Annotated in this window: 21 protein-coding genes; 4 read left to right on the forward strand and 17 right to left on the reverse strand. The window is 67.1% G+C overall.

What is annotated here, in order from left to right:
* Positions 1 to 78: 78 nt before the first annotated feature.
* From ACFV9C_RS06830 to ACFV9C_RS06840, 3 genes are read right to left on the reverse strand one after another with little or no spacing between them, the layout of a single operon-like run.
* Entirely contained in the window at positions 79 to 1,065 is a 987-nt protein-coding gene (locus ACFV9C_RS06830; RefSeq protein ID WP_380191171.1) for a zinc-dependent alcohol dehydrogenase family protein, read from the reverse strand.
* 7 nt (positions 1,066 to 1,072) lie between these two features.
* Positions 1,073 to 1,897, reverse strand: a complete 825-nt coding sequence (locus tag ACFV9C_RS06835) for an ABC transporter permease (protein WP_380191173.1) — start codon at positions 1,895 to 1,897, stop codon at positions 1,073 to 1,075.
* A complete protein-coding gene (locus tag ACFV9C_RS06840; protein WP_380191175.1) occupies positions 1,894 to 2,742 on the reverse strand; it encodes an ABC transporter ATP-binding protein in 849 nt (282 codons plus the stop codon). The genes ACFV9C_RS06835 and ACFV9C_RS06840 overlap by 4 nt, the downstream gene beginning before the upstream one ends.
* Positions 2,743 to 2,897: 155 nt before the next feature.
* Here ACFV9C_RS06840 and ACFV9C_RS06845 point away from each other — a divergent pair, with 155 nt between their 5' ends.
* A complete protein-coding gene (locus tag ACFV9C_RS06845; RefSeq protein WP_380191177.1) occupies positions 2,898 to 3,737 on the forward strand; it encodes a MarR family transcriptional regulator in 840 nt (279 codons plus the stop codon).
* Here ACFV9C_RS06845 and ACFV9C_RS06850 read toward each other — a convergent pair.
* From ACFV9C_RS06850 to ACFV9C_RS06865, 4 genes are all read right to left on the reverse strand, one after another.
* Positions 3,681 to 4,784 (reverse strand): NAD(P)/FAD-dependent oxidoreductase, encoded by a 1,104-nt coding sequence (locus ACFV9C_RS06850; protein ID WP_380191179.1) that lies wholly within the window; start codon positions 4,782 to 4,784, stop codon positions 3,681 to 3,683. The two genes, ACFV9C_RS06845 and ACFV9C_RS06850, sit on opposite strands and share 57 nt — an antisense overlap.
* Positions 4,785 to 4,915: 131 nt before the next feature.
* Entirely contained in the window at positions 4,916 to 5,107 is a 192-nt protein-coding gene (locus ACFV9C_RS06855; RefSeq protein WP_380191181.1) for a hypothetical protein, read from the reverse strand.
* A gap of 74 nt (positions 5,108 to 5,181) precedes the next feature.
* On the reverse strand, positions 5,182 to 5,925 hold the full coding sequence (locus ACFV9C_RS06860) for a hypothetical protein (protein WP_380191183.1): 744 nt from the start codon (positions 5,923 to 5,925) through the stop codon (positions 5,182 to 5,184).
* Positions 5,926 to 6,097: 172 nt separating this feature from the next.
* A complete protein-coding gene (locus tag ACFV9C_RS06865; protein ID WP_380191185.1) occupies positions 6,098 to 6,919 on the reverse strand; it encodes a SigB/SigF/SigG family RNA polymerase sigma factor in 822 nt (273 codons plus the stop codon).
* A 280-nt stretch (positions 6,920 to 7,199) separates the two neighbouring features.
* Between ACFV9C_RS06865 and ACFV9C_RS06870 the strand changes: the two genes are divergently transcribed.
* Complete coding sequence (locus ACFV9C_RS06870; RefSeq protein ID WP_380191187.1) at positions 7,200 to 7,433, forward strand: DUF397 domain-containing protein; 234 nt, start codon at positions 7,200 to 7,202, stop codon at positions 7,431 to 7,433.
* A 196-nt stretch (positions 7,434 to 7,629) separates the two neighbouring features.
* Here the strand turns inward: ACFV9C_RS06870 and ACFV9C_RS06875 are convergent, their stop codons facing one another.
* Together ACFV9C_RS06875 and ACFV9C_RS06880 are read right to left on the reverse strand one after the other, a co-directional pair.
* On the reverse strand, positions 7,630 to 7,815 hold the full coding sequence (locus ACFV9C_RS06875) for a hypothetical protein (RefSeq protein WP_325037519.1): 186 nt from the start codon (positions 7,813 to 7,815) through the stop codon (positions 7,630 to 7,632).
* Positions 7,816 to 7,844: 29 nt separating this feature from the next.
* A complete protein-coding gene (locus ACFV9C_RS06880; protein ID WP_380191189.1) occupies positions 7,845 to 8,039 on the reverse strand; it encodes a hypothetical protein in 195 nt (64 codons plus the stop codon).
* A gap of 437 nt (positions 8,040 to 8,476) precedes the next feature.
* Between ACFV9C_RS06880 and ACFV9C_RS06885 the strand changes: the two genes are divergently transcribed.
* Positions 8,477 to 9,349, forward strand: coding sequence for a helix-turn-helix domain-containing protein (locus tag ACFV9C_RS06885; RefSeq protein WP_380191191.1), 873 nt, complete (start codon positions 8,477 to 8,479; stop codon positions 9,347 to 9,349).
* A 343-nt stretch (positions 9,350 to 9,692) separates the two neighbouring features.
* Here the strand turns inward: ACFV9C_RS06885 and tgmA are convergent, their stop codons facing one another.
* The 3 genes from tgmA to ACFV9C_RS06900 all read right to left on the reverse strand — a co-directional run bounded on the left by tgmA (position 9,693) and on the right by ACFV9C_RS06900 (position 11,335).
* Positions 9,693 to 9,875 carry a putative ATP-grasp-modified RiPP gene (tgmA, locus tag ACFV9C_RS06890; RefSeq protein ID WP_380191193.1) on the reverse strand — a complete coding sequence of 61 codons (183 nt, stop codon included), beginning with the start codon at positions 9,873 to 9,875 and terminating at the stop codon, positions 9,693 to 9,695.
* 63 nt (positions 9,876 to 9,938) lie between these two features.
* Entirely contained in the window at positions 9,939 to 10,322 is a 384-nt protein-coding gene (locus ACFV9C_RS06895; protein WP_380191195.1) for a hypothetical protein, read from the reverse strand.
* Positions 10,323 to 10,450: 128 nt separating this feature from the next.
* Positions 10,451 to 11,335, reverse strand: coding sequence for a helix-turn-helix domain-containing protein (locus ACFV9C_RS06900; RefSeq protein WP_380191197.1), 885 nt, complete (start codon positions 11,333 to 11,335; stop codon positions 10,451 to 10,453).
* A 264-nt stretch (positions 11,336 to 11,599) separates the two neighbouring features.
* Between ACFV9C_RS06900 and ACFV9C_RS06905 the strand changes: the two genes are divergently transcribed.
* On the forward strand, positions 11,600 to 11,785 hold the full coding sequence (locus ACFV9C_RS06905; RefSeq protein ID WP_380191199.1) for a hypothetical protein: 186 nt from the start codon (positions 11,600 to 11,602) through the stop codon (positions 11,783 to 11,785).
* A 982-nt stretch (positions 11,786 to 12,767) separates the two neighbouring features.
* Here the strand turns inward: ACFV9C_RS06905 and ACFV9C_RS06910 are convergent.
* The 5 genes from ACFV9C_RS06910 to ACFV9C_RS06930 all read right to left on the reverse strand — a co-directional run bounded on the left by ACFV9C_RS06910 (position 12,768) and on the right by ACFV9C_RS06930 (position 16,620).
* On the reverse strand, positions 12,768 to 13,085 hold the full coding sequence (locus ACFV9C_RS06910; protein WP_380191201.1) for a hypothetical protein: 318 nt from the start codon (positions 13,083 to 13,085) through the stop codon (positions 12,768 to 12,770).
* A 352-nt stretch (positions 13,086 to 13,437) separates the two neighbouring features.
* A complete protein-coding gene (locus ACFV9C_RS06915) occupies positions 13,438 to 13,770 on the reverse strand; it encodes a hypothetical protein (RefSeq protein ID WP_380191203.1) in 333 nt (110 codons plus the stop codon).
* Between the two features lie 3 nt (positions 13,771 to 13,773).
* The gene (locus ACFV9C_RS06920) at positions 13,774 to 14,310 is read right to left on the reverse strand and encodes a hypothetical protein (protein ID WP_380191205.1); all 537 of its coding nucleotides are present in this window, start codon (positions 14,308 to 14,310) and stop codon (positions 13,774 to 13,776) included.
* Positions 14,311 to 14,491: 181 nt separating this feature from the next.
* Entirely contained in the window at positions 14,492 to 15,043 is a 552-nt protein-coding gene (locus ACFV9C_RS06925) for a hypothetical protein (RefSeq protein ID WP_380191207.1), read from the reverse strand.
* Positions 15,044 to 15,993: 950 nt separating this feature from the next.
* The gene (locus tag ACFV9C_RS06930) at positions 15,994 to 16,620 is read right to left on the reverse strand and encodes a DUF2461 domain-containing protein (protein ID WP_380191209.1); all 627 of its coding nucleotides are present in this window, start codon (positions 16,618 to 16,620) and stop codon (positions 15,994 to 15,996) included.
* Positions 16,621 to 16,623 lie beyond the last annotated feature (3 nt).

The following is a 16,623-nucleotide window of genomic DNA, read 5'->3' on the forward strand; positions in this document are numbered from 1 at the left end:
AGCAGCCGGCGCTGAAGTTCCCCGGGACCCGTTCGTGGAATCTTCACCCAGTTCTAACGCACCGTGGCGCCGACCGGTTCAACGATTCAGTACTGCGACCAAAGAGCCGCTCGCGCGTCCGTGGGCGACGTCCGCGAGCGCCCGATCGACAGCGTCGAACGGGACCGTCGTGGTGTGCGCCGTCACCGGGAGCCGCGCGATCAGCCGGAACAGCTCCTCGCCGTCCCGGCGGGTGTTCGAGGTGACGCTCCGCAGGTCGCGCTCGTGGAACAGGTGCCGCTCGTAGTTCAGCGCCGGTACGTCGGACAGGTAGATGCCGGCGACCGCGACCGTCCCACCCGGCCGGACCGCTTCGAGCGCGTACGGCACCACGTCGCCCGCCGGCGCGAACACGATCGCCGAGTCGAGCGGTACCGGTGGGCGGTCCGCGGTCTCCCCCACGAACACCGCGCCGAGGTCGCGGGCGAGCGCACGATTGCCTTCGCCGCGCGTCATCACGAACAACTCGGCGCCCTGGGCCGTGGCGAGCTGCGCGGTCAGGTGCGCGCTGGACCCGAACCCGTAGATCCCGAGCCGGCCGCCGGGCGGCAGGTTCGCCCGGAGCAGGGAGCGGTAGCCGATGATCCCGGCACACAGGAACGGCGCGAGCTCCGCGGCGGGCCGGTCGTCCGGCAGCGCGTACGCGTACTCCCGCGGCACCACGGCGTACTCGGCGAATCCACCGTCGGCGTCCCAGCCGGTGTACGTCGACCGCGGGCAGAGGTTCTCGGAACCGCTCCGGCAGAACTCGCAGACGCCGCACGTCCCGCGCAACCAGGCGATCCCGATCCGCTCCCCCGTATCGAGAGCTGTGCCGACCACCTGGTGGCCCGGGACCACAGCTGGGCGTTTCGGCGGAAGGTCGCCCTCCGCCAGGTGCAGGTCCGTCCGGCAGATGCCACAGGCCTCGACCTTGATCAGCAACTCTCCAGGGCCAGGCTCCGGGACGGTACGCCGTACCCGCTGGAGCGGACCGCTGTCGATCGGCCCCGGTCGCGCGACCGCCCATGCCTGCATCTCGTCCATGGCTCCATCATGCGACCCGGCGAAGGGCACGCTCCCGCCGTTCGGCGACCTTCGAGCCGGACTCGCGGCGCGCCATCCGCCGCAGTACGACGGGAGCCAGCAGCAGGCCCGCGACCGCCCAGAGGCCGAGCACACCGACCGTCTCGAGGTGCCGCCACGAGTGGCCGACCTCGACCACGACCGCCTCGGGCGGCAGCAGCGCCGACCGCATCCCCAGCCCCATCCAGTACACCGGGGTCAGCTGGCCGATCCACGCGAGCCAGCCGGGCAGCGCGGTGATCGGGTAGAAGATCCCGGAGATCGCGATCAGCCCGAGCATCGGCAACTGGATCAGACCCTGCGACCGCGCCGTGGTGAACACCGAGCCGAGGATCGCGCCGATCGGCAACGTCGCCACCAGACCGAACACCAGCACCCACCCGAAGGTGAACCAGTGCGCGGCCCCGACCGCGATCCCACCGACCAGGAACAGCCCCGGAACCAGCAGGATCAGCAGATCCGCGACCAGACCGCCGGCGACCGAGACGACCTTGCCGACGAGGTAGGAGACCATACCGTTTGGTATGGCCTTGGCGCGCAGCAGCGTGCCGTCCTCGCGGTCCGCCGTGAGCAGTTGGCTCATGCTGACCATGCCCATCGCGGCGTTCATCCCGAGGATGCTCGGCAACGCGAGCGCCCCGAGCCGGAACCCGGTCGCGCCGAAGTCGCGGTGCCGCAGGAAGAACAGCGCGACCAGCATCAGGACCGGCCAGAGGAAGTGGCTGACCAGCTCCGGGCCGTTGGTGAAGGACTGCCGCAGCTCGATCAGGCCGCGGCGCCAGCCGGTTCTCATTGTTGCTCCCGGACGAGTGCGAGGTAGGTGTCTTCGAGGGATGCCCGGCGTACTTCGAGCTCGCCGAGCGCATCGCCGTACGTCGCGAACAACTCGCGGACGAAGGCGGTCCCGTCGGCCGTGGACTTGCGGAACCGCTGCCCGTCGACCGTCCACCCGACCTCGTCCTCGCCCGCGATCAGTTGGGTCAGCTCGTCGACGCTGCCGGACGCGATGATGCGGCCGGCGGCGAGGACCAGGATCCGGTGCGCGAGTTTGCTCGCCTCGTCGAGGTCGTGGGTGGTGAGCAGGACCGTCGTACCCTGCTCGGCGCCGAGCCCGCGGACGAGCTCGTGGAACTCCGAGCGGGCCTCCGGGTCGAAGCCGGTGGTCGGCTCGTCCAGGAACAGAACGTCGGGGCGGCCAACGATTCCGATCGCGACGTCGAGGCGGCGGCGCTGGCCGCCGGAGAGGGTCTTGATCTTCTGGTTCCCGTGCGCGGTCAGGCCGACGGCCGCTAGCAGTTCATCGGTCGGCCACGGGTCGCGGTACGGCGCGTAGTACGAGCCGAGGTGCTCGAGGAGTTCGCGGACGCGCCAGTTGCCGTGGTCGCGCCAGGACTGCAGCACGATGCCGATCCGGGAGCGCCAGCGTTCGCCGGCGGTGGCCGGGTCGGCGCCGAGGACGTCAACGGTGCCGGCGGAGCGGAGCCGGAAACCCTCGAGGATCTCGATCGTGGTGCTCTTGCCGGCACCGTTCGGGCCGAGCAGCGCGAGTACCTCGCCGGGGCGGGCCTCGAACGAGACATCGTGCAGGACGTCGGTGTCGCCGTACCGCATCCGGAGGCCGTCAACTGTCATCACCATGGCGCTGAAGGTAGGTTGCGTTTACTCAATTGGCAATCTTGTTGGGTGCTGCTCAGGTCGGATTTTTGTGACAGGTATGGCATTCTGTGCAATGAGGATGAGGTGGAATGCAATTCGTTGCAATGAGCTGATGGTGAATGCGCGGAGGTTTGAGCATGCCTGGTGGGAGGTTGAGTCAGCAGGATCGGCGGGAGATCGCGGACGGGCTGGCGGGTGGGCTCGGGTACGCCGAGATCGCGCGGCGGCTGGAGCGGCCGACGTCGACGATCAGTCGCGAGGTGGCGCGGAACGGTGGGGCGGGCGGCTACCGGGCCGAGCACGCGCATTACGCCAGCGCGTCCCGGGCGCGCCGTCGTCGTACGACGTCTGCTGTTGCCGACGTACAAACAGGTGATCCTCGGCGGGCGTACGTCGAGCGGTTCGCTTCGATGATGGTGGAGGGCGGGTTGCCGCGGATGGCGTCGCGGGTGTTGGCGTTGCTGTACACGTCGGACATGCGCACACTGACCGCGGCTGAGCTCGTGCGGGAGCTGCGGGTCAGCCCGGCGTCGATCTCGAAGGCGATCGGATACCTCGAACAGGTCGGCATGGTGCACCGCGAACCCGACCCGGTGCGGCGCCTGCAGCACTATGTGATCGCCGACGACGTATGGCTCAAGGCGTGGGAGGTGAGCGCGCGCACCAACCACAACTGGGCCGAGACTGCCGCCGAAGGGATCGAGCTGCTCGGCGCGGACACGCCCGCAGGACAACGGCTGTCGCACATGGCCGACTTTTTCGACCGGCTCAGCGAGGACATGTCCGGCGGGGCCGGCTTCCAGGACTGCCTGTCTGTACTCGCGGTCGCGCAGCCGTCGCTGGACCCCTCCGAGCTCGCCGCCGCGCTGGGCTGGCCTGTGGAGCGAGTGACAGACGTGCTGGAGTACGCCGCGAAGAACTCAGGGCAGGATGGTGCGGAGCAACCGGCGAGTGAGGCCGCCGTCCGCGAGGCCTAGCTCGACCAGGTCGTCGAAGATGTGCTGGTCGCCGTTCGCCGCGCGGATCCCGGCGTCGAGGATGCGGTCCGACCGGCTGAGCTGGGCGATCAGTGCGGTGTCGCGCAGGTGCCGCGCGAGCAGGCGCGACGTGCGGCGGCGGTACGGCGTACCGGCGTCCGACGAACCCGCCCGGAGCGCGTCCGCGATCGAGCGGCCGGCCAGCAGCCCGGTCGCGACCGCGTAGTAGATGCCTTCGCCGGTCATCGGGTTGATCAGCCCGGCCGCATCGCCCGCGAGCAGCACCGGGCCACGGCGCGGCCGCCAGGACCAGCCGGCCAGCGGCAGGTGGTGCCCCCACCACGACTCGCCGCCGTCGGTCGCGCCGGGCAGGAGGTGCTCCAGGTTCCGCAGCAGGTCGGCGCGGGTCGGGCGGGTGCCGGCCAGGAGTTCGCCGTACCCGACGTTCGACCAGCCGTCGCCACGGTCGAATGACCAGGCGTACGACGGTTGCCGGCCCGGGCCGTACGCGATCACCTGGCTCGCCGCCCGGTCCGCCGGGGTCGGCGCGTACCCGCGGATCGCCAGCGCGACCGCTCCGGGCTTCTCGCCGAGTTCCCGCCGTACGACGGAGTGCGCACCGTCGGCGCCGACGACGAAGCGCGCGTCGAGGTCGTCCACCGTGACCGACGTACGCCCGACCGCGACGCCGCGGACGCGCCGCCGGACGAACTGCGCCCCGGCCGCCCGCGCCGCCTCCACCAGCCGATGGTCGAACACGGTCCGCGGCACCACCCACGTCGGCCGGGACAGCTCACGGTCGACGCCGACGGCGCCACGGCTCAGCACGAACCGGCGTACCGGCGTCCAGTCGTCGAGGATCCCGGTCACGCCGACCCCGGCCAGCAGGTCGAGTACGTGCGGGGCGATCCCGTCACCACACGCCTTGTCCCGTGGGAAGTCGTGCCTGTCCAGCAGCAGCACCGACAACCCCGGGTCCGCCGCCAGCACCCCCAACGCGGCCGCCGCCCCCGCAGGCCCCGCTCCGACCACGATCACGTCCCACACGTCCGACAGTCTCGCAGCTCCAAGTAGCGCGTGCGGACGTCGGCTCGGTCACCGTGCCGCGCTGCTGCAAATGCGGTCACCGTGCCGCGCTGCTGCAAATGCGGTCACCGTGCCGCGCTGCTGCAAATGCGTCAGCGCGACTTGGCGCTGCGCGCACCTCCAGTCTTGCCGCGACTGAGCCGAAGCCGCAGGTCGTCGGTTGGCTCGACGCGCACTCCGCCGCTGCCGTCATCAGCGACGAACGGTTCACTGGGATCGCCGCGGTCACCGTGGATCGCCTCCAGCGCCGCCTTCTGCTCACGTGACAGGAACTCGTCGCCCATCTCGCCTCCGTTCCGTCGGGTACGTCGATGATCGCAGCCCGGGGTGTCAGTCGGTGCGGTCCGGCGATGCGGTGTCAGGAGCCCGGGCGGCGGCCCGGTTTGTTGGGGCGGCGGGTGGTGCGGCGGGGGCGGGGGGTGGCGGCGCCTGTGGGGGTGACGGGGCGGGCCTCGTCGAGGTCGACGATCTTTGGGGGTGGGGGGACGAAGACCGGGATCGTGTCCTCGGCGGCGACTGGCGCGGGTGGTGGTGGGGGCGGCGGCGGTTCGGCGCGGGCTGCTGCTTCCTTGCTGACCCGGGGCCTCGGGGCGGCGACCGCGGGAGCGGCGATCGGGCTGCGGGCCGCGCGGCGGTGCGGGAGTCGGGTGCGCAGTTCGATGCCGAGTGCATCGATCAGCTTGCGGCAGGCAACGACGGAGATCGCGACCGCGAGCACGGTACAACCCGCGAACAGCACCGACTGACCACCGGCGGACCAGTTCGACGGGTCGGTGCGGAACATCGCGGCGACCATCGCGACCACGATCGCGTTGGTGATGCCGAGGGCAACGGCCAGGCCGACCGTCCGGAGCAGCACCCGGCGTTCCAGCCCGACGTCGTCGGCCGCGGCAACCAGTCCGGCGATCAGACCGGCGAGCACCGGCACTGTATAGACAAGTGCGAGCGTGAGCCCCGGACTGGCCACGAGGTAGAACACGTCGAACACCAGCGCGGTGCCGGTCAGCGCGGCGGCGAAGCAGACCACCATCGGCGGATACGCGCGAAGGACCGCGACCGCGTCCGCGGGCACGGTCCGGAACATCCGCAAGGCCAACAACAACGACTCATCCCCTCGTCCACCCCCATTGTGCCGCTCCCCCGGCACACGGAGTGAGATCGGCAACCAGCGAGTCGCGAAGGCCCGGATGCCCAGGCCATCACAATCACCCGCTCCCGGGGCGCGCCGCGCTCAGACGCGCCCGCCGATGCCGATTGTGATGGCCTGGCGATCCCTAGGCGGCGCGTTGCTCGGGGACGAGCTTGTCCCGCAGGTCGTCGAGGATCCGGCGCAGCACCCGCGACACCTGCATCTGGCTCACACCGATGTCGTCGCCGATCTCGGACTGGGTCCAGCCCTCGACGAACCGCAACTGCAGGATGCGGCGGTCGCGCTCACCCAGGTCGGCGAGCACCGGCTCGAGCATCTCGACCGTTTCCAGCTGGTCGATACTCGCGTCGTCGTCGTCCGCGACGACGTCCGCCAGCGTCAGTTCGGCGTCCGTCTCGGCCGGGCGGTCCAACGAGAGCACGTTGAAACAGCCCTTCGCCGCGAGCGCCTGCTCGACCTCGGTGACCTCCACCTCGAGGTGCTCGGCCAGCTCGGCCGGCGTCGGCTCGCGGTTCAGCTCCTGCTCCAGCTCCGGGAGCTTGTTCGCGATCGTGCCCTGCATCTCCTGAAGCCGGCGCGGGATCCGTACCGTCCAGGCGCAATCGCGGAAGTACCGCTTGACCTCACCCCGGATGGTCGGGATCGCGAACCCGATGAACGGCGTCTCCGCCTCCAGCCGGTAGTGATGCGCCGCCTTCACCAGCCCCAGATACGCGACCTGCTCCAGGTCGTCGGCCTCGGCGCCCCGGCCGCGGAAGCGGCGCGCGATGCCCTGGGCCATCTCCAGGTTGAGTTCGACCACCTGTTCGAGGAGTTCCTGGCGCTCGCCCTCGCCGGTGCTGGCCGCCCGGCGTTCCATCAGTTCCCGGGTAGCTGTCTCACGGGCGGCCCGATCGGTCGGGGCGCCGTACCGGGCCGAAGCCCGCTCAATGATGTTCGTGACCATTGGTATGACCTCGCGACTGTCTTGTCACGGCGTGGCACTTCGCTGAACCACGGTCATGCCTGCACCCGAAGTCGTACCCAGCTCCACCGATCTCATGCACGCACCGGTCCCGAATCCCTGAGCTGTCACCGACCGCGACCGTTTCCGGTGATCGAACGCTCGCTTCAGGGCCGCACGATCACAAGAAGTAAGGGTGCGGACACACGACCCAAAAGTGTGTACGATGCAGATGCAAGCTCAGATGCACGTGCATCTGCAACCGCATATGGAGGTGCAGCCGATGACAGGGAACTACAACGGCATGCCGGGCAACTCGAACAGCGAGCTGATCTGGCGCAAGAGCCAGCGCAGCAACTCGAACGGCCAGTGCGTCGAGGTCGCGAAGCTGCCGGACGGCGGCACAGCGGTCCGCAACTCACGCTTCTCCGATGGCCCCGCCCTGGTCTTCACCAAGGCGGAGATGGAAGCGTTCCTCGGCGGCGTTCACGACGGCGAGTTCGAAGACCTGATCTGAGCAGTACCGGCAGTACCGAAAGCAAGGGCCCCTTCGCCAGGCGAGTGACGAAGGGGCCCTTTCATCTGCCCATAGGGATTGAGTACGCCGGCCGTCCAGCGAGACGCCTCGACAGGCCGTTCGACGGCATACAAAACGTCAGGGCCGACTCTCCGGCGAGAGTCGGCCCTGGCGTGCCTGAGGGGCAGGTACGGACTTACTGGACGGTCAGCGGCCAGAGCTGCTCGCTCGGCAGCTCGGACGCCTTCCCGGTGGCCGAATTGTCAACAGTGATGCGCAATCCGGTGAACTTCGGGGTCATCACCCGCTGGTACCGCGAGGCGCGGTCCGGCTCGGCGGCATACTCGGCAATCAGGTGATCACCCAGCCAGATCCGTACCATTTTCCGTCCTCCTCTTGAGGTCTCAGCGGTCATGGGGCCAGGCTCACGATCGGGTCGCCGTCGAGCTGACGGACACCACGCAACCAGCCCTCGAAGGCCCAGCGTTGCTGTTCCGGGCAACGCGCGACCAGGTCCCGGATCTCCCGTTCCGTCAGTTCCTCGGGCGCGCCGCCACCAGCCGTTCCGGCGGTGCTCGTCACCAGTTCACTGTCGTCGTCGTTCATCGACTCGGGTTCCCCAACCAGTCATGCCAACGGGGGCCGTCGGCGCTCTGTAGGACCGGCCTGCCGGCTCACGCGATGTCACGTATCGCACGATCCAGCTCACCTTCTGTGCATGAAGCAATCATGGCGTCAGCACGTACCGAATGCAAGCGCCCGATGCACGTGCATCCGCACGTTTTCCAATTCGAGACCACATTCGGCCCCTCTCCGCCTGGATCGGCCTGGATCAGGCCAGATCGAACGGTGTTCGCCTATCCCGTGACGCACTTCCATGTACTGACAAATCGATGAATCGGCCGTCGGCTAGACTCACGCTCCGTGATGCTCGAGGCACAGGTGTCGTCGGTTTGTAAGAACTTCGGCATAACGGCGCCGCCGCGTGCGATGATGTGCATCTGTGGATCACGGGTGATCGCTGGGGCCGCTGGGAGGTGGGTGTGACCGTGTCGGGCGCGCAAAGCGGACCGACCGCGCTGCGGATCGTTCTCGGAGGACATTTGCGGCGGATGCGGTTGGCTGCCGGCATCAGCCGGGCCGACGCGGGGTGGGAGATCCGGGCGTCGGAGTCCAAGATCAGCCGGATGGAACTCGGTCGCGTCGGCCTGCGTGAGCGCGATGTCAGCGACCTGCTGGCCCTGTACGGACTCGATGACGATGAAGAGCGTGGCCGGTTGCTCGGACTCGCCCGCGACGCGAACAACCCGGGCTGGTGGCACCGCTTCGGCGACGTCCTGCCGAACTGGTTCCAGTCCTACATTGATCTCGAGGGCAATGCAGAGCTGATCCGCCTCTACGACCTGCAACTCATTCCAGGGCTCCTGCAGACACCCGATTACATCCGCGCGGTCGTGCAGCTCGGTCGTGGAAGCGTCCCGACCGAGGAGGTCGAGCGTCGGGTCGCACTGCGCATGAGGCGGCAGGAGGCACTCACCCGCCCCGAGCCGGTCCGTCTGTGGGCTGTCATCGACGAGGCGGCTCTTCGCCGCCCGGTCGGCGGTATCAGCTGTATCGTCGACCAACTGGATCACCTACTCAAGGTCTCCGAGATGCCCAACGTCACGCTGCAGGTTGCACCGTTCAGTCTCGGTGGTCACGCAGCCCAGGCTGGAGCGTTCACCATCCTCCGGTTCCGGGAGTCGGATCTGCCGGACAAGGTCTACATCGAGCATCTGACCAGTGCCTTGTACCTGGACACCCCTGGCGAACTCGACGAATACACGGCCGCCATGGAAGCTCTCTGCGTCGCGGCTCCGCAGCCGGGCAAGTCCCGCGACCACATCTCGCGCATCCGCAAGGAATTCGAGAGCTGAGAGCGGCTCACGATCCCCGGCCGCGTTGCTTCTCGCCGGGCAAGTGCACGTGCAACGGCTTGTAGAGCACACGGTCGTACGCCGTCGCGAAACTTCGCGCCTCGTCACCCAGCGGGCCCGGATGCCGGCGAGGACTCCACCTATCCCGTGGCGAACCTGATCGGCTGCGAAGCGCCCATCATGATCGGCCAAACCGGCAGGCGCTCGGTACGGCGACGGGCGGCGGTAGTAGACAGCTCGGACGTGCTGGATGTCGAGTTCGCGTGCCGCGGTACGGACGCGGCTCGGACCGACGCTGTACTGAGCTGCGACCTCCAACTGCGCGCCAAGCATCTCCGCGGGATCACACCGGCGGACCGGCATGCACGATCTGTCCACCGGCGTCGTAGTAGATCGTCAATTGGGTGTCCGGATCGATTGCCATCGCGGCCGGCGGATCGGCCGCTGTCGGCTCCGCGAGCGCGGTGGCGCGAGTCAGACCCCAGGGACGATCCGTTGGCTGCTGAGCATCAGCGTGCCCTTTCATGAGCAAAGCTTGGAAAGCGGGACGGGCACGGGCGACAGGGAGCCTGCATGCCCGCCCCGCTGATCAGGGGGCACGGCTCGTGAAGACGAGCGGATGATCGGTGAGCTCTTCGAGAAGCCACTCCCAGACGCGCGGCCGCCCCAGTGGGATGAGGTGTCCGCGGTGCGGAACCGCTACAGCAGCTGCCCCCTTGTGGTCGGCAACCGCATCCATCAGCGCATGCATCGCCCGACCGGACTCGTCTTCCTCGACGAAGAGCGGCCCCAGTTGGTAGCCGCGCTCAGTGGAGGCTCGGTAGGCGGTCCGCTGGACCTCTGCGAGATCACGCAGTCTGCGGACGAGGCACTCCGCCGCGTAGCAATACAGCGTGCGTCGCTCCCAACGCCCACCTTCACGGCCGCCGTACGGGCTGGGCTGGAACACCAAGCTCAACTCTGCGGTCGCCATGGAACGACAGTACGAAGGGTGGTGATCCGGCACCATACGGATCTACGGTGCCGAGGATGCCGCCTTCGGCATCGAACTGGCCGGTCGCCGCACCTCACAGCACCCGAAATGCAAGGTTGTGGATACCGCTACTGCGTCTGCTCGGCGATCAGCGCGGCAAGCAGAGTGCCGGAGTCGCGGGGGCTGAGAGCCAAGGCCCGTACGTGATCGAGGACGCGACCGTGCAACTCGACGTCGGCCTCCCGCTCCAGGAAGATGTCGCCCACCAATCCGTCCGCGTGAATGACGTCAGGTACTCCGCCACCGAACCTGAGCCGGCTGAACGGGCTACCCATTCCGGGGTACATCCCGCGGCCGAAGGGAACGACCTGCAGCATGACGTTGGGCCAGTCGCTCATCTGCAGCAGATGTTCGAGTTGCTCGCGCATGACGGCGCTGCTGCCGACTTGCCGTCGGAGAACTGCTTCGTCGATGACCGCCCAGAACTCCAGAGGAACCCGTCCCTGCCTCTCCGCAGTGAGGACAACCTGCCGCGCCATGCGTGTCCGCACCCGCATCTCGACGACATCGGGCACGATCGGCAAGAAGTCAAGCATCACGGCGCGCGCGTAAGCCTCTGTCTGAAGAAGCCCGGGCACGAATGACGACTCATATGTATGTATCGACTTCGCCTCGGCCTCGAAGCCGATGTAGGCGGCGAGGCCGCTGGAGGTCACCTCGTTGAAGTTCGCATCTTCCGTTTGCCGGAACCAGCCGGGAAGTTTCGAGTCCTTGGCCAGTTCTATGAGTGCAGCGCGGCGCGAGTCCGAGACGCCGTACAGCTCGAAGAGGGTCTCAAGGGTGCCGTTGTGGGGCTTGGTCTGGCCAGTTTCGAGCCGCCATAGGGTGCCCTGGTTGACGCCTGTCTGATCCTCGACCTGTTCCCTGGTGAGTTTGGCTTCGGCTCGGAGCGCCTTCAGTTCGGTTGCAAGTCGGCGGAGCCGAACTGTCGGAGGGCCGACTGGTCTCGCCATCGTCCACAACCTCTCATTTCGGGCCCGGCACGGTACACATCGAGAGCGGAACGATTGACCTGCCGACCACTCGGACGAGATTCGCGGCCCCTTCCGTCCCCAGATTCGTATGGTACAAGAGGTGTCACGCTCCGTACGTTCTTGTCATGACACGAGCGGAACGGGGTGGCCGGCAGTGATCACCGGCATGTGGGCACTGATCATCGGCACGACCGTCGTCGCGATCCTGATGATCCGCGACATCGCCCGGGACCTGGGCGACCGATGACCACGACCCAACTTCCCCACCCGACCGAACGCCGCGTCCGCGTGTGGTTCGGCGAGCACGTCATCGCCGACCACATCTCCGATCCAGCCTCGGCGGCGGACTACGAATCCGCGATGCGCCGCCGCTTCGTCTCCCTCCGTGTGACGAACGATCCGGTTGCCCAGCCCGCGGCAGACTCGTGAAAGGCCAGCGCCGACGCCGGTGGTGGGGGCGTCTGTGGACGCACCTCAACCACACCTTCCGCCGTTGGCACGACGAAGTATGAGCTGACGGAGCCGGCAACGGGCCTCCTCAGCCGCACCCTCGTGCATGATCGCCACGAGACTGCCGGCTCCGTCACCAACCGGCCCCTGCCCGAATCTCCTCCAGAACCGGGCGGGGACCCGTCAACGACGGTGAAGGGCCTCACCAGCCCAAAGCTGTATGCCCGCGTAGCGAGCTGACCGCGACTCCGCGTCGAACCAGTCCTTCGGCAACCGATGCCGGTCTGCAGACCAGCCCTGATCCTCGGCCACCAACGCGGCCGTGCAATCGACAAGCTGGACGAGAACTGCCGCAACGCCTCGCGCGTAACCTGCTTGAAGGCTCGGATTGTCTGCGTCGGATTCCCAGACGTAGTGACCCTCATCGTCCTTCGCGGCAGCTGCGTTCTGTGCGAGAGCGAAGTGGGCAGCCGCGTTCCGGCTGTAGCTCATCTGCGACACATAGTGCACCAACGCCGCGCGGTCCTCGCTGGGCGATGCCTGGTCGACTCTTCCACCCGCGCGGCCGGATCCCAGTCCAGCCTGACGCCGGGAACTTCGCTTCCCAACGTTCTGTCACCGAGCCGGTCGCAATTCGCAACCGCAGGAGGTGGCCGTCCAACGATTCTGGCCAGTGAGCGCCTGGCTTGGTTTTGTGCGCACCGGGCCCTTTCCACGCTTCGTTGTCTGGGCGTGGGGCGGCGGCACTCATCAGATCGCCGACGAATCGCTCCCAAGCACCCACCGCTGCGAGAACCGTGAAAGGGTTCAGCGTCGCCCGTGGCTGAGATCCACGCACAGGTTGCTCGGAATGTATGGCAATCAGATCGAGCGCCGTACGAAGGTTCTGCTTGGCAGCCTGCGCCACCTCGGCGAACCTTTCCTCAGTCAGCATGGTGAATCCCCCATCCGACGTAGCTGGTCAGCCTTTGTACATCCGAGCCAGGGTCAGGCCAGCTAGCTCCGAGAGCTCGCGAATGCGCCCAGTCGCGCCGGCTGGATCGCGCTGCTCGACGTGCTGCATGAGTCCGTCACGCAGGAGCGTTAGGATCCGGACCCGCTGAACATCCTCGAACTGGTCGATGCCGACCCAACCCAGGTTGTTCTCGGCAACTTCCTTCAGTGTCTCGACAGCCGGATCGCCGGCCAACTCGTCGATGAGGTACTCGACAACTGCTTCGAACGCCCAGGAAGGAACAGACCATCTGATCCCGCTCGTCAACTCGATCGTTCCAGCCACCCTTCAGTCCTCTCCCCGGAGAGCGGTCACGACTCCGGCGTTGGCAGCGCCTCGTCCGGATACAGTTCGTGCCACAGCCAAGCCAGGAACTCGTCTTCGGTATCCCGCTCGTCATATTCCGCTGCGAGTTCGATCGCCCGGGGCAGCAATCCCTCACGACGCCCTTGTAACAACTGGACAAACTCGCTCCTGAATGTCGCCCACTCAACGCCGTCCTGACCGGCCGATTATGCGCGCTGACTCATCATGCAGAAGTTCTGGTTCCGGTCCTAGAGGTGATAGTAGGCCCCGCAGCACGCCCAGGAAGGTAGCGAACGGGACGAGCGCCGCGATGCGGTCCTCCATCAAACGGTCACGTCTTCGGAGTTGGCAGCGCCTCGTCCGGATAGAGTTCGTGCCATAGCCAAGCGAGGAATTCGTCGTCGGAGTCGAAGTCGTCGTACTCGGCCGCGACGCTTAACGCCATCGGATCCAACCCATCGTGCTCACCCCGCAGCAGACGGACCAACTCGTGCTTGAAGGTCAGCAGATCAGGATCGTCGACCGGATTCTTCCGCGCGTATTCGACGAAGGTCGAGAAATTGTCATACCTGACTTCGGGGTGATAATAGGACTGCACGTAGGACAGAAAGGTTGCAAACGGGCCGTCGCGACCATCCAGCCAATACCTGTCAACACCTTGCACTGGTCAGCCCTTCTTGAGATCCGTATCCGGAGGGGAGGGAAACCTCGTGACCACCTCGTATCTGGCCGCGGCGGGATTGGCCCTGAAATTGATGACGATGTTGCCGCCTTCGAAGGTGGGGATTCGCTCTGCCTGCGGCGCTGGGATGCCTGTCAGGTCGCGTCCCTCGGCTCTGGCCTTGACCCACTCCTTCCGCGCCTTCTTCGACTCGACGCCCTCACCGACCAAGCGAAATCCGGAGCAGGCTTCATGACCCTGCGGCCCGAGTAGCTCGGCGATCAGAACCCTCAGCCCTCGGGGCGGCGGAACGCCGTCCAGCCACGGTGTGTCCAGAGCCGCCCGAACCCGCGGATGCTTCACAGCTCCAGCGAAGGCGGCGACGAATGCGGCCGGATCGTGAATTCTGGTCGACTCCTGAGCACAGTAGTGCGGTTGGCCGGCGACAAAGCCGTCAATGCTCCGGGCCCGCTCTTGCGGATCGACCTGCGCAGGGTCATCGAGGCGGGCGACTCGGTCGGCGTACAGCTGGTCGTCGCCCATCGGACCGTGGCGGATGTGGGCGTGGCCGTTGCCTTGGTCGATGGCGGCGAAGATCCGTTGGACTTGCTCCAGGGCTTCGGCGGCAGGTTCGAGCCACGGGCGTTAGTCCTTGTTCGCGGCGATGTACTCCGCGGCGCCTGATACTCGAGGATGCGGCGTACGTCGGGGTTCATCGCGTTGATCACCTCGACGCTGAGGCTCTTGGCGGATTCAGGTAGCGGTCCCGCTGGGAGAGCCGCCTCGGTTGTGCTCCAAGTCTTGTCATGTCGGGCGACAAGTTCAGCGATGTGGGCGGTGCGGTTGCTTTCAGGCTGCTCGGCGTACCGTGATCCTCGGTCGCGGCGGCGGGCGCTGGGTCGACCATGACCGGTTCGTCGGCATCGACTTGCTCCGGGTTCGAATATTCATCCGTTCCCCAGCCGAGGCGGGTGAAGCTGGCGTCCTGGAGCATCTTCTCGCGCAGGTTCGCGGGCACCTCGTCAGAGGCGTCTCGGACCGATGTAACGGAGGGTTCGAACCGCTGATCCGGGGCGTCATCCGCCTGCGTGGGTTCCTCCTGGACAGGCGGCGGCAGCGCGGAGCCGGCGTCCGATCGGTCTCCGGTGGTCGCGGCTTGAGGCTCCTCACCGTTTGCCGTTGGCGCCAGTACCGGCTCGACGGCCTCGGAGGGAGTTTCGTTGTGCTCGGAAGCATCAACAGCCGTCGGGTCGCGGCGCTCGCTGCCGGTGTCCACATGCGCTGAGAATCTTGGGGCTCAGGAGGCTGGGCCATGGCGTCGGACTCGGCTGGGGGATCGCTCAGATACTGGAGGCGCGCCAAAGTGTCGTCGCGCTGCATGTATGCCCGGAGCTCCGCGGGATAGGACGCAGACGGATCTCGCTCGTCTCCACCGCGATCTGCCGGAGTACGGGTCGGAGACGACGGTTCATCGGATCGAGCCGGTCCATCGACTCGTTCGTGGTCAGGATTGATCTGAGCGTGACCGTCTGAGGCGGCAGCGGTTGCCGTCAACCTGTCGTCTGCCACGGTCTCAGCCGGCTTCGCCGACCGGGACTCCCGCCGTACCTCCGGGGCTTGCTCGTTCCGATCCTCGGACCGGATCGGCGGCAGTTCGGCCGAAGCGTCGACCCCTTGGGCAGCTTCTTCGCCCCGCGACTTCTCCACGGGTCGCCGGTCCTGAGGAGCATTGACGCCCGGACCGGGTGCCGCGCTCTCGCCGCGATCCACCGCTGCAGAGCCGTTTCGACCGGAACCCAGGCCCTCCGCATCCCCTGCATCACCTCCGCGACGCCCGCGCAGCTCAGCCATCCAGCCTCCCTCCACCAGTTCTCAGCCGCCAAGCTGTCTGACAAACAGTAGCCGGATGGTCACCAATAGCATGCGACTGGCGAGTCTAGCCGCCGAGCCGGTTCAGCCTCTACGGATCACCAGTCGACAAGCAACCTGCGCCCCGCCAACGTGCCCGAACCTCGTAAGTTTCTTTTGAACTGTTGCCCTTGCAAGTCCGGCTCCACACCCGACCCGGCCACACCCCTCTCCCCTCTTTCCTTCCCTCGTCTTTCCTTCCCTTCGACCCTCACCCCACCCAGGCCCGGCTCCACACCCGACCCGGCCACACCCCACTCCCCTCTTTCCTTCCCTTGCCTTTCCTTCCCTTCGCTCTTCTCCTCCCCCTCTGTTCAGTTAGGTGTTGTCGGTTAGCCAGGTGATGAAGGGTTTGGTGGTTTGCCAGTCGGTGCGGATTTGGGTGGTGAGGGCGGGGGTGTGGATGAAGGGGTCGAAGCCGTAGTTCTTGCCTACGTTGAGGGATTTGTGGCGGAGGAGATCTATGCGGGGGTGGTCGGGGTCGTAGCCGCGGGGGGTGGTTTTGAGTTTGTCGCCGCCGATGGTCCAGCCGGCGGCGGTGAGGGTGGCCAGGAGATCTTCGAGTTGTTTGCCGCGGCGGTTGTCGGCGATGGCGGTGCGGACGCGGGCGAGGCGGTCGGAGCTTGCGTCGTAGAAGCCGGCGCCGACGCGTACGCCGGGGGCGGAGACCTGGACGTACCAGCCGGTGGCGGGGGCGACCGCGACGTACGCGCCCTGATGGGTCTTGTACGGCGTCTTGTCCTTCGCGAAGCGGACGTCGCGGTACGGGCGGAACAGCTTCGCCGTACCGAACTCCTCCTCGAGCTCGGCCATCAGCTCCGCCATCGGGGCCCGCACCGACTCCTCGTAGACGTGCTTGTGCGCCGTCCAGAAGCTCTTGGTGTTGTCCATTTCGAGATCGTCGTAGAAGTCCAGCGCGGCCGCGGGGAAACCGGTAAAACTCATGTG

The organism is Kribbella sp. NPDC059898 (assembly GCF_042730855.1).
In the GTDB taxonomy this organism is placed as follows: Bacteria; Actinomycetota; Actinomycetes; order Propionibacteriales; family Kribbellaceae; genus Kribbella.

Excerpts from the sequence above, each read along its gene's own strand:
- ACFV9C_RS06830 (WP_380191171.1), bottom strand. The coding sequence starts at position 1,065 with ATGGACGAGATGCAGGCATGGGCGGTCGCGCGACCGGGGCCGATCGAC.
- ACFV9C_RS06835 (WP_380191173.1), bottom strand. The coding sequence starts at position 1,897 with ATGAGAACCGGCTGGCGCCGCGGCCTGATCGAGCTGCGGCAGTCCTTC.
- ACFV9C_RS06840 (WP_380191175.1), bottom strand. The coding sequence starts at position 2,742 with ATGGTGATGACAGTTGACGGCCTCCGGATGCGGTACGGCGACACCGAC.
- ACFV9C_RS06845 (WP_380191177.1), top strand. The coding sequence starts at position 2,898 with ATGCCTGGTGGGAGGTTGAGTCAGCAGGATCGGCGGGAGATCGCGGAC.
- ACFV9C_RS06855 (WP_380191181.1), bottom strand. The coding sequence starts at position 5,107 with ATGGGCGACGAGTTCCTGTCACGTGAGCAGAAGGCGGCGCTGGAGGCG.
- ACFV9C_RS06865 (WP_380191185.1), bottom strand. The coding sequence starts at position 6,919 with ATGGTCACGAACATCATTGAGCGGGCTTCGGCCCGGTACGGCGCCCCG.
- ACFV9C_RS06870 (WP_380191187.1), top strand. The coding sequence starts at position 7,200 with ATGACAGGGAACTACAACGGCATGCCGGGCAACTCGAACAGCGAGCTG.
- ACFV9C_RS06875 (WP_325037519.1), bottom strand. The coding sequence starts at position 7,815 with ATGGTACGGATCTGGCTGGGTGATCACCTGATTGCCGAGTATGCCGCC.
- ACFV9C_RS06880 (WP_380191189.1), bottom strand. The coding sequence starts at position 8,039 with ATGAACGACGACGACAGTGAACTGGTGACGAGCACCGCCGGAACGGCT.
- tgmA (WP_380191193.1), bottom strand. The coding sequence starts at position 9,875 with ATGAAAGGGCACGCTGATGCTCAGCAGCCAACGGATCGTCCCTGGGGT.
- ACFV9C_RS06895 (WP_380191195.1), bottom strand. The coding sequence starts at position 10,322 with ATGGCGACCGCAGAGTTGAGCTTGGTGTTCCAGCCCAGCCCGTACGGC.
- ACFV9C_RS06900 (WP_380191197.1), bottom strand. The coding sequence starts at position 11,335 with ATGGCGAGACCAGTCGGCCCTCCGACAGTTCGGCTCCGCCGACTTGCA.
- ACFV9C_RS06905 (WP_380191199.1), top strand. The coding sequence starts at position 11,600 with ATGACCACGACCCAACTTCCCCACCCGACCGAACGCCGCGTCCGCGTG.
- ACFV9C_RS06920 (WP_380191205.1), bottom strand. The coding sequence starts at position 14,310 with ATGGGCGACGACCAGCTGTACGCCGACCGAGTCGCCCGCCTCGATGAC.
- ACFV9C_RS06930 (WP_380191209.1), bottom strand. The coding sequence starts at position 16,620 with ATGAGTTTTACCGGTTTCCCCGCGGCCGCGCTGGACTTCTACGACGAT.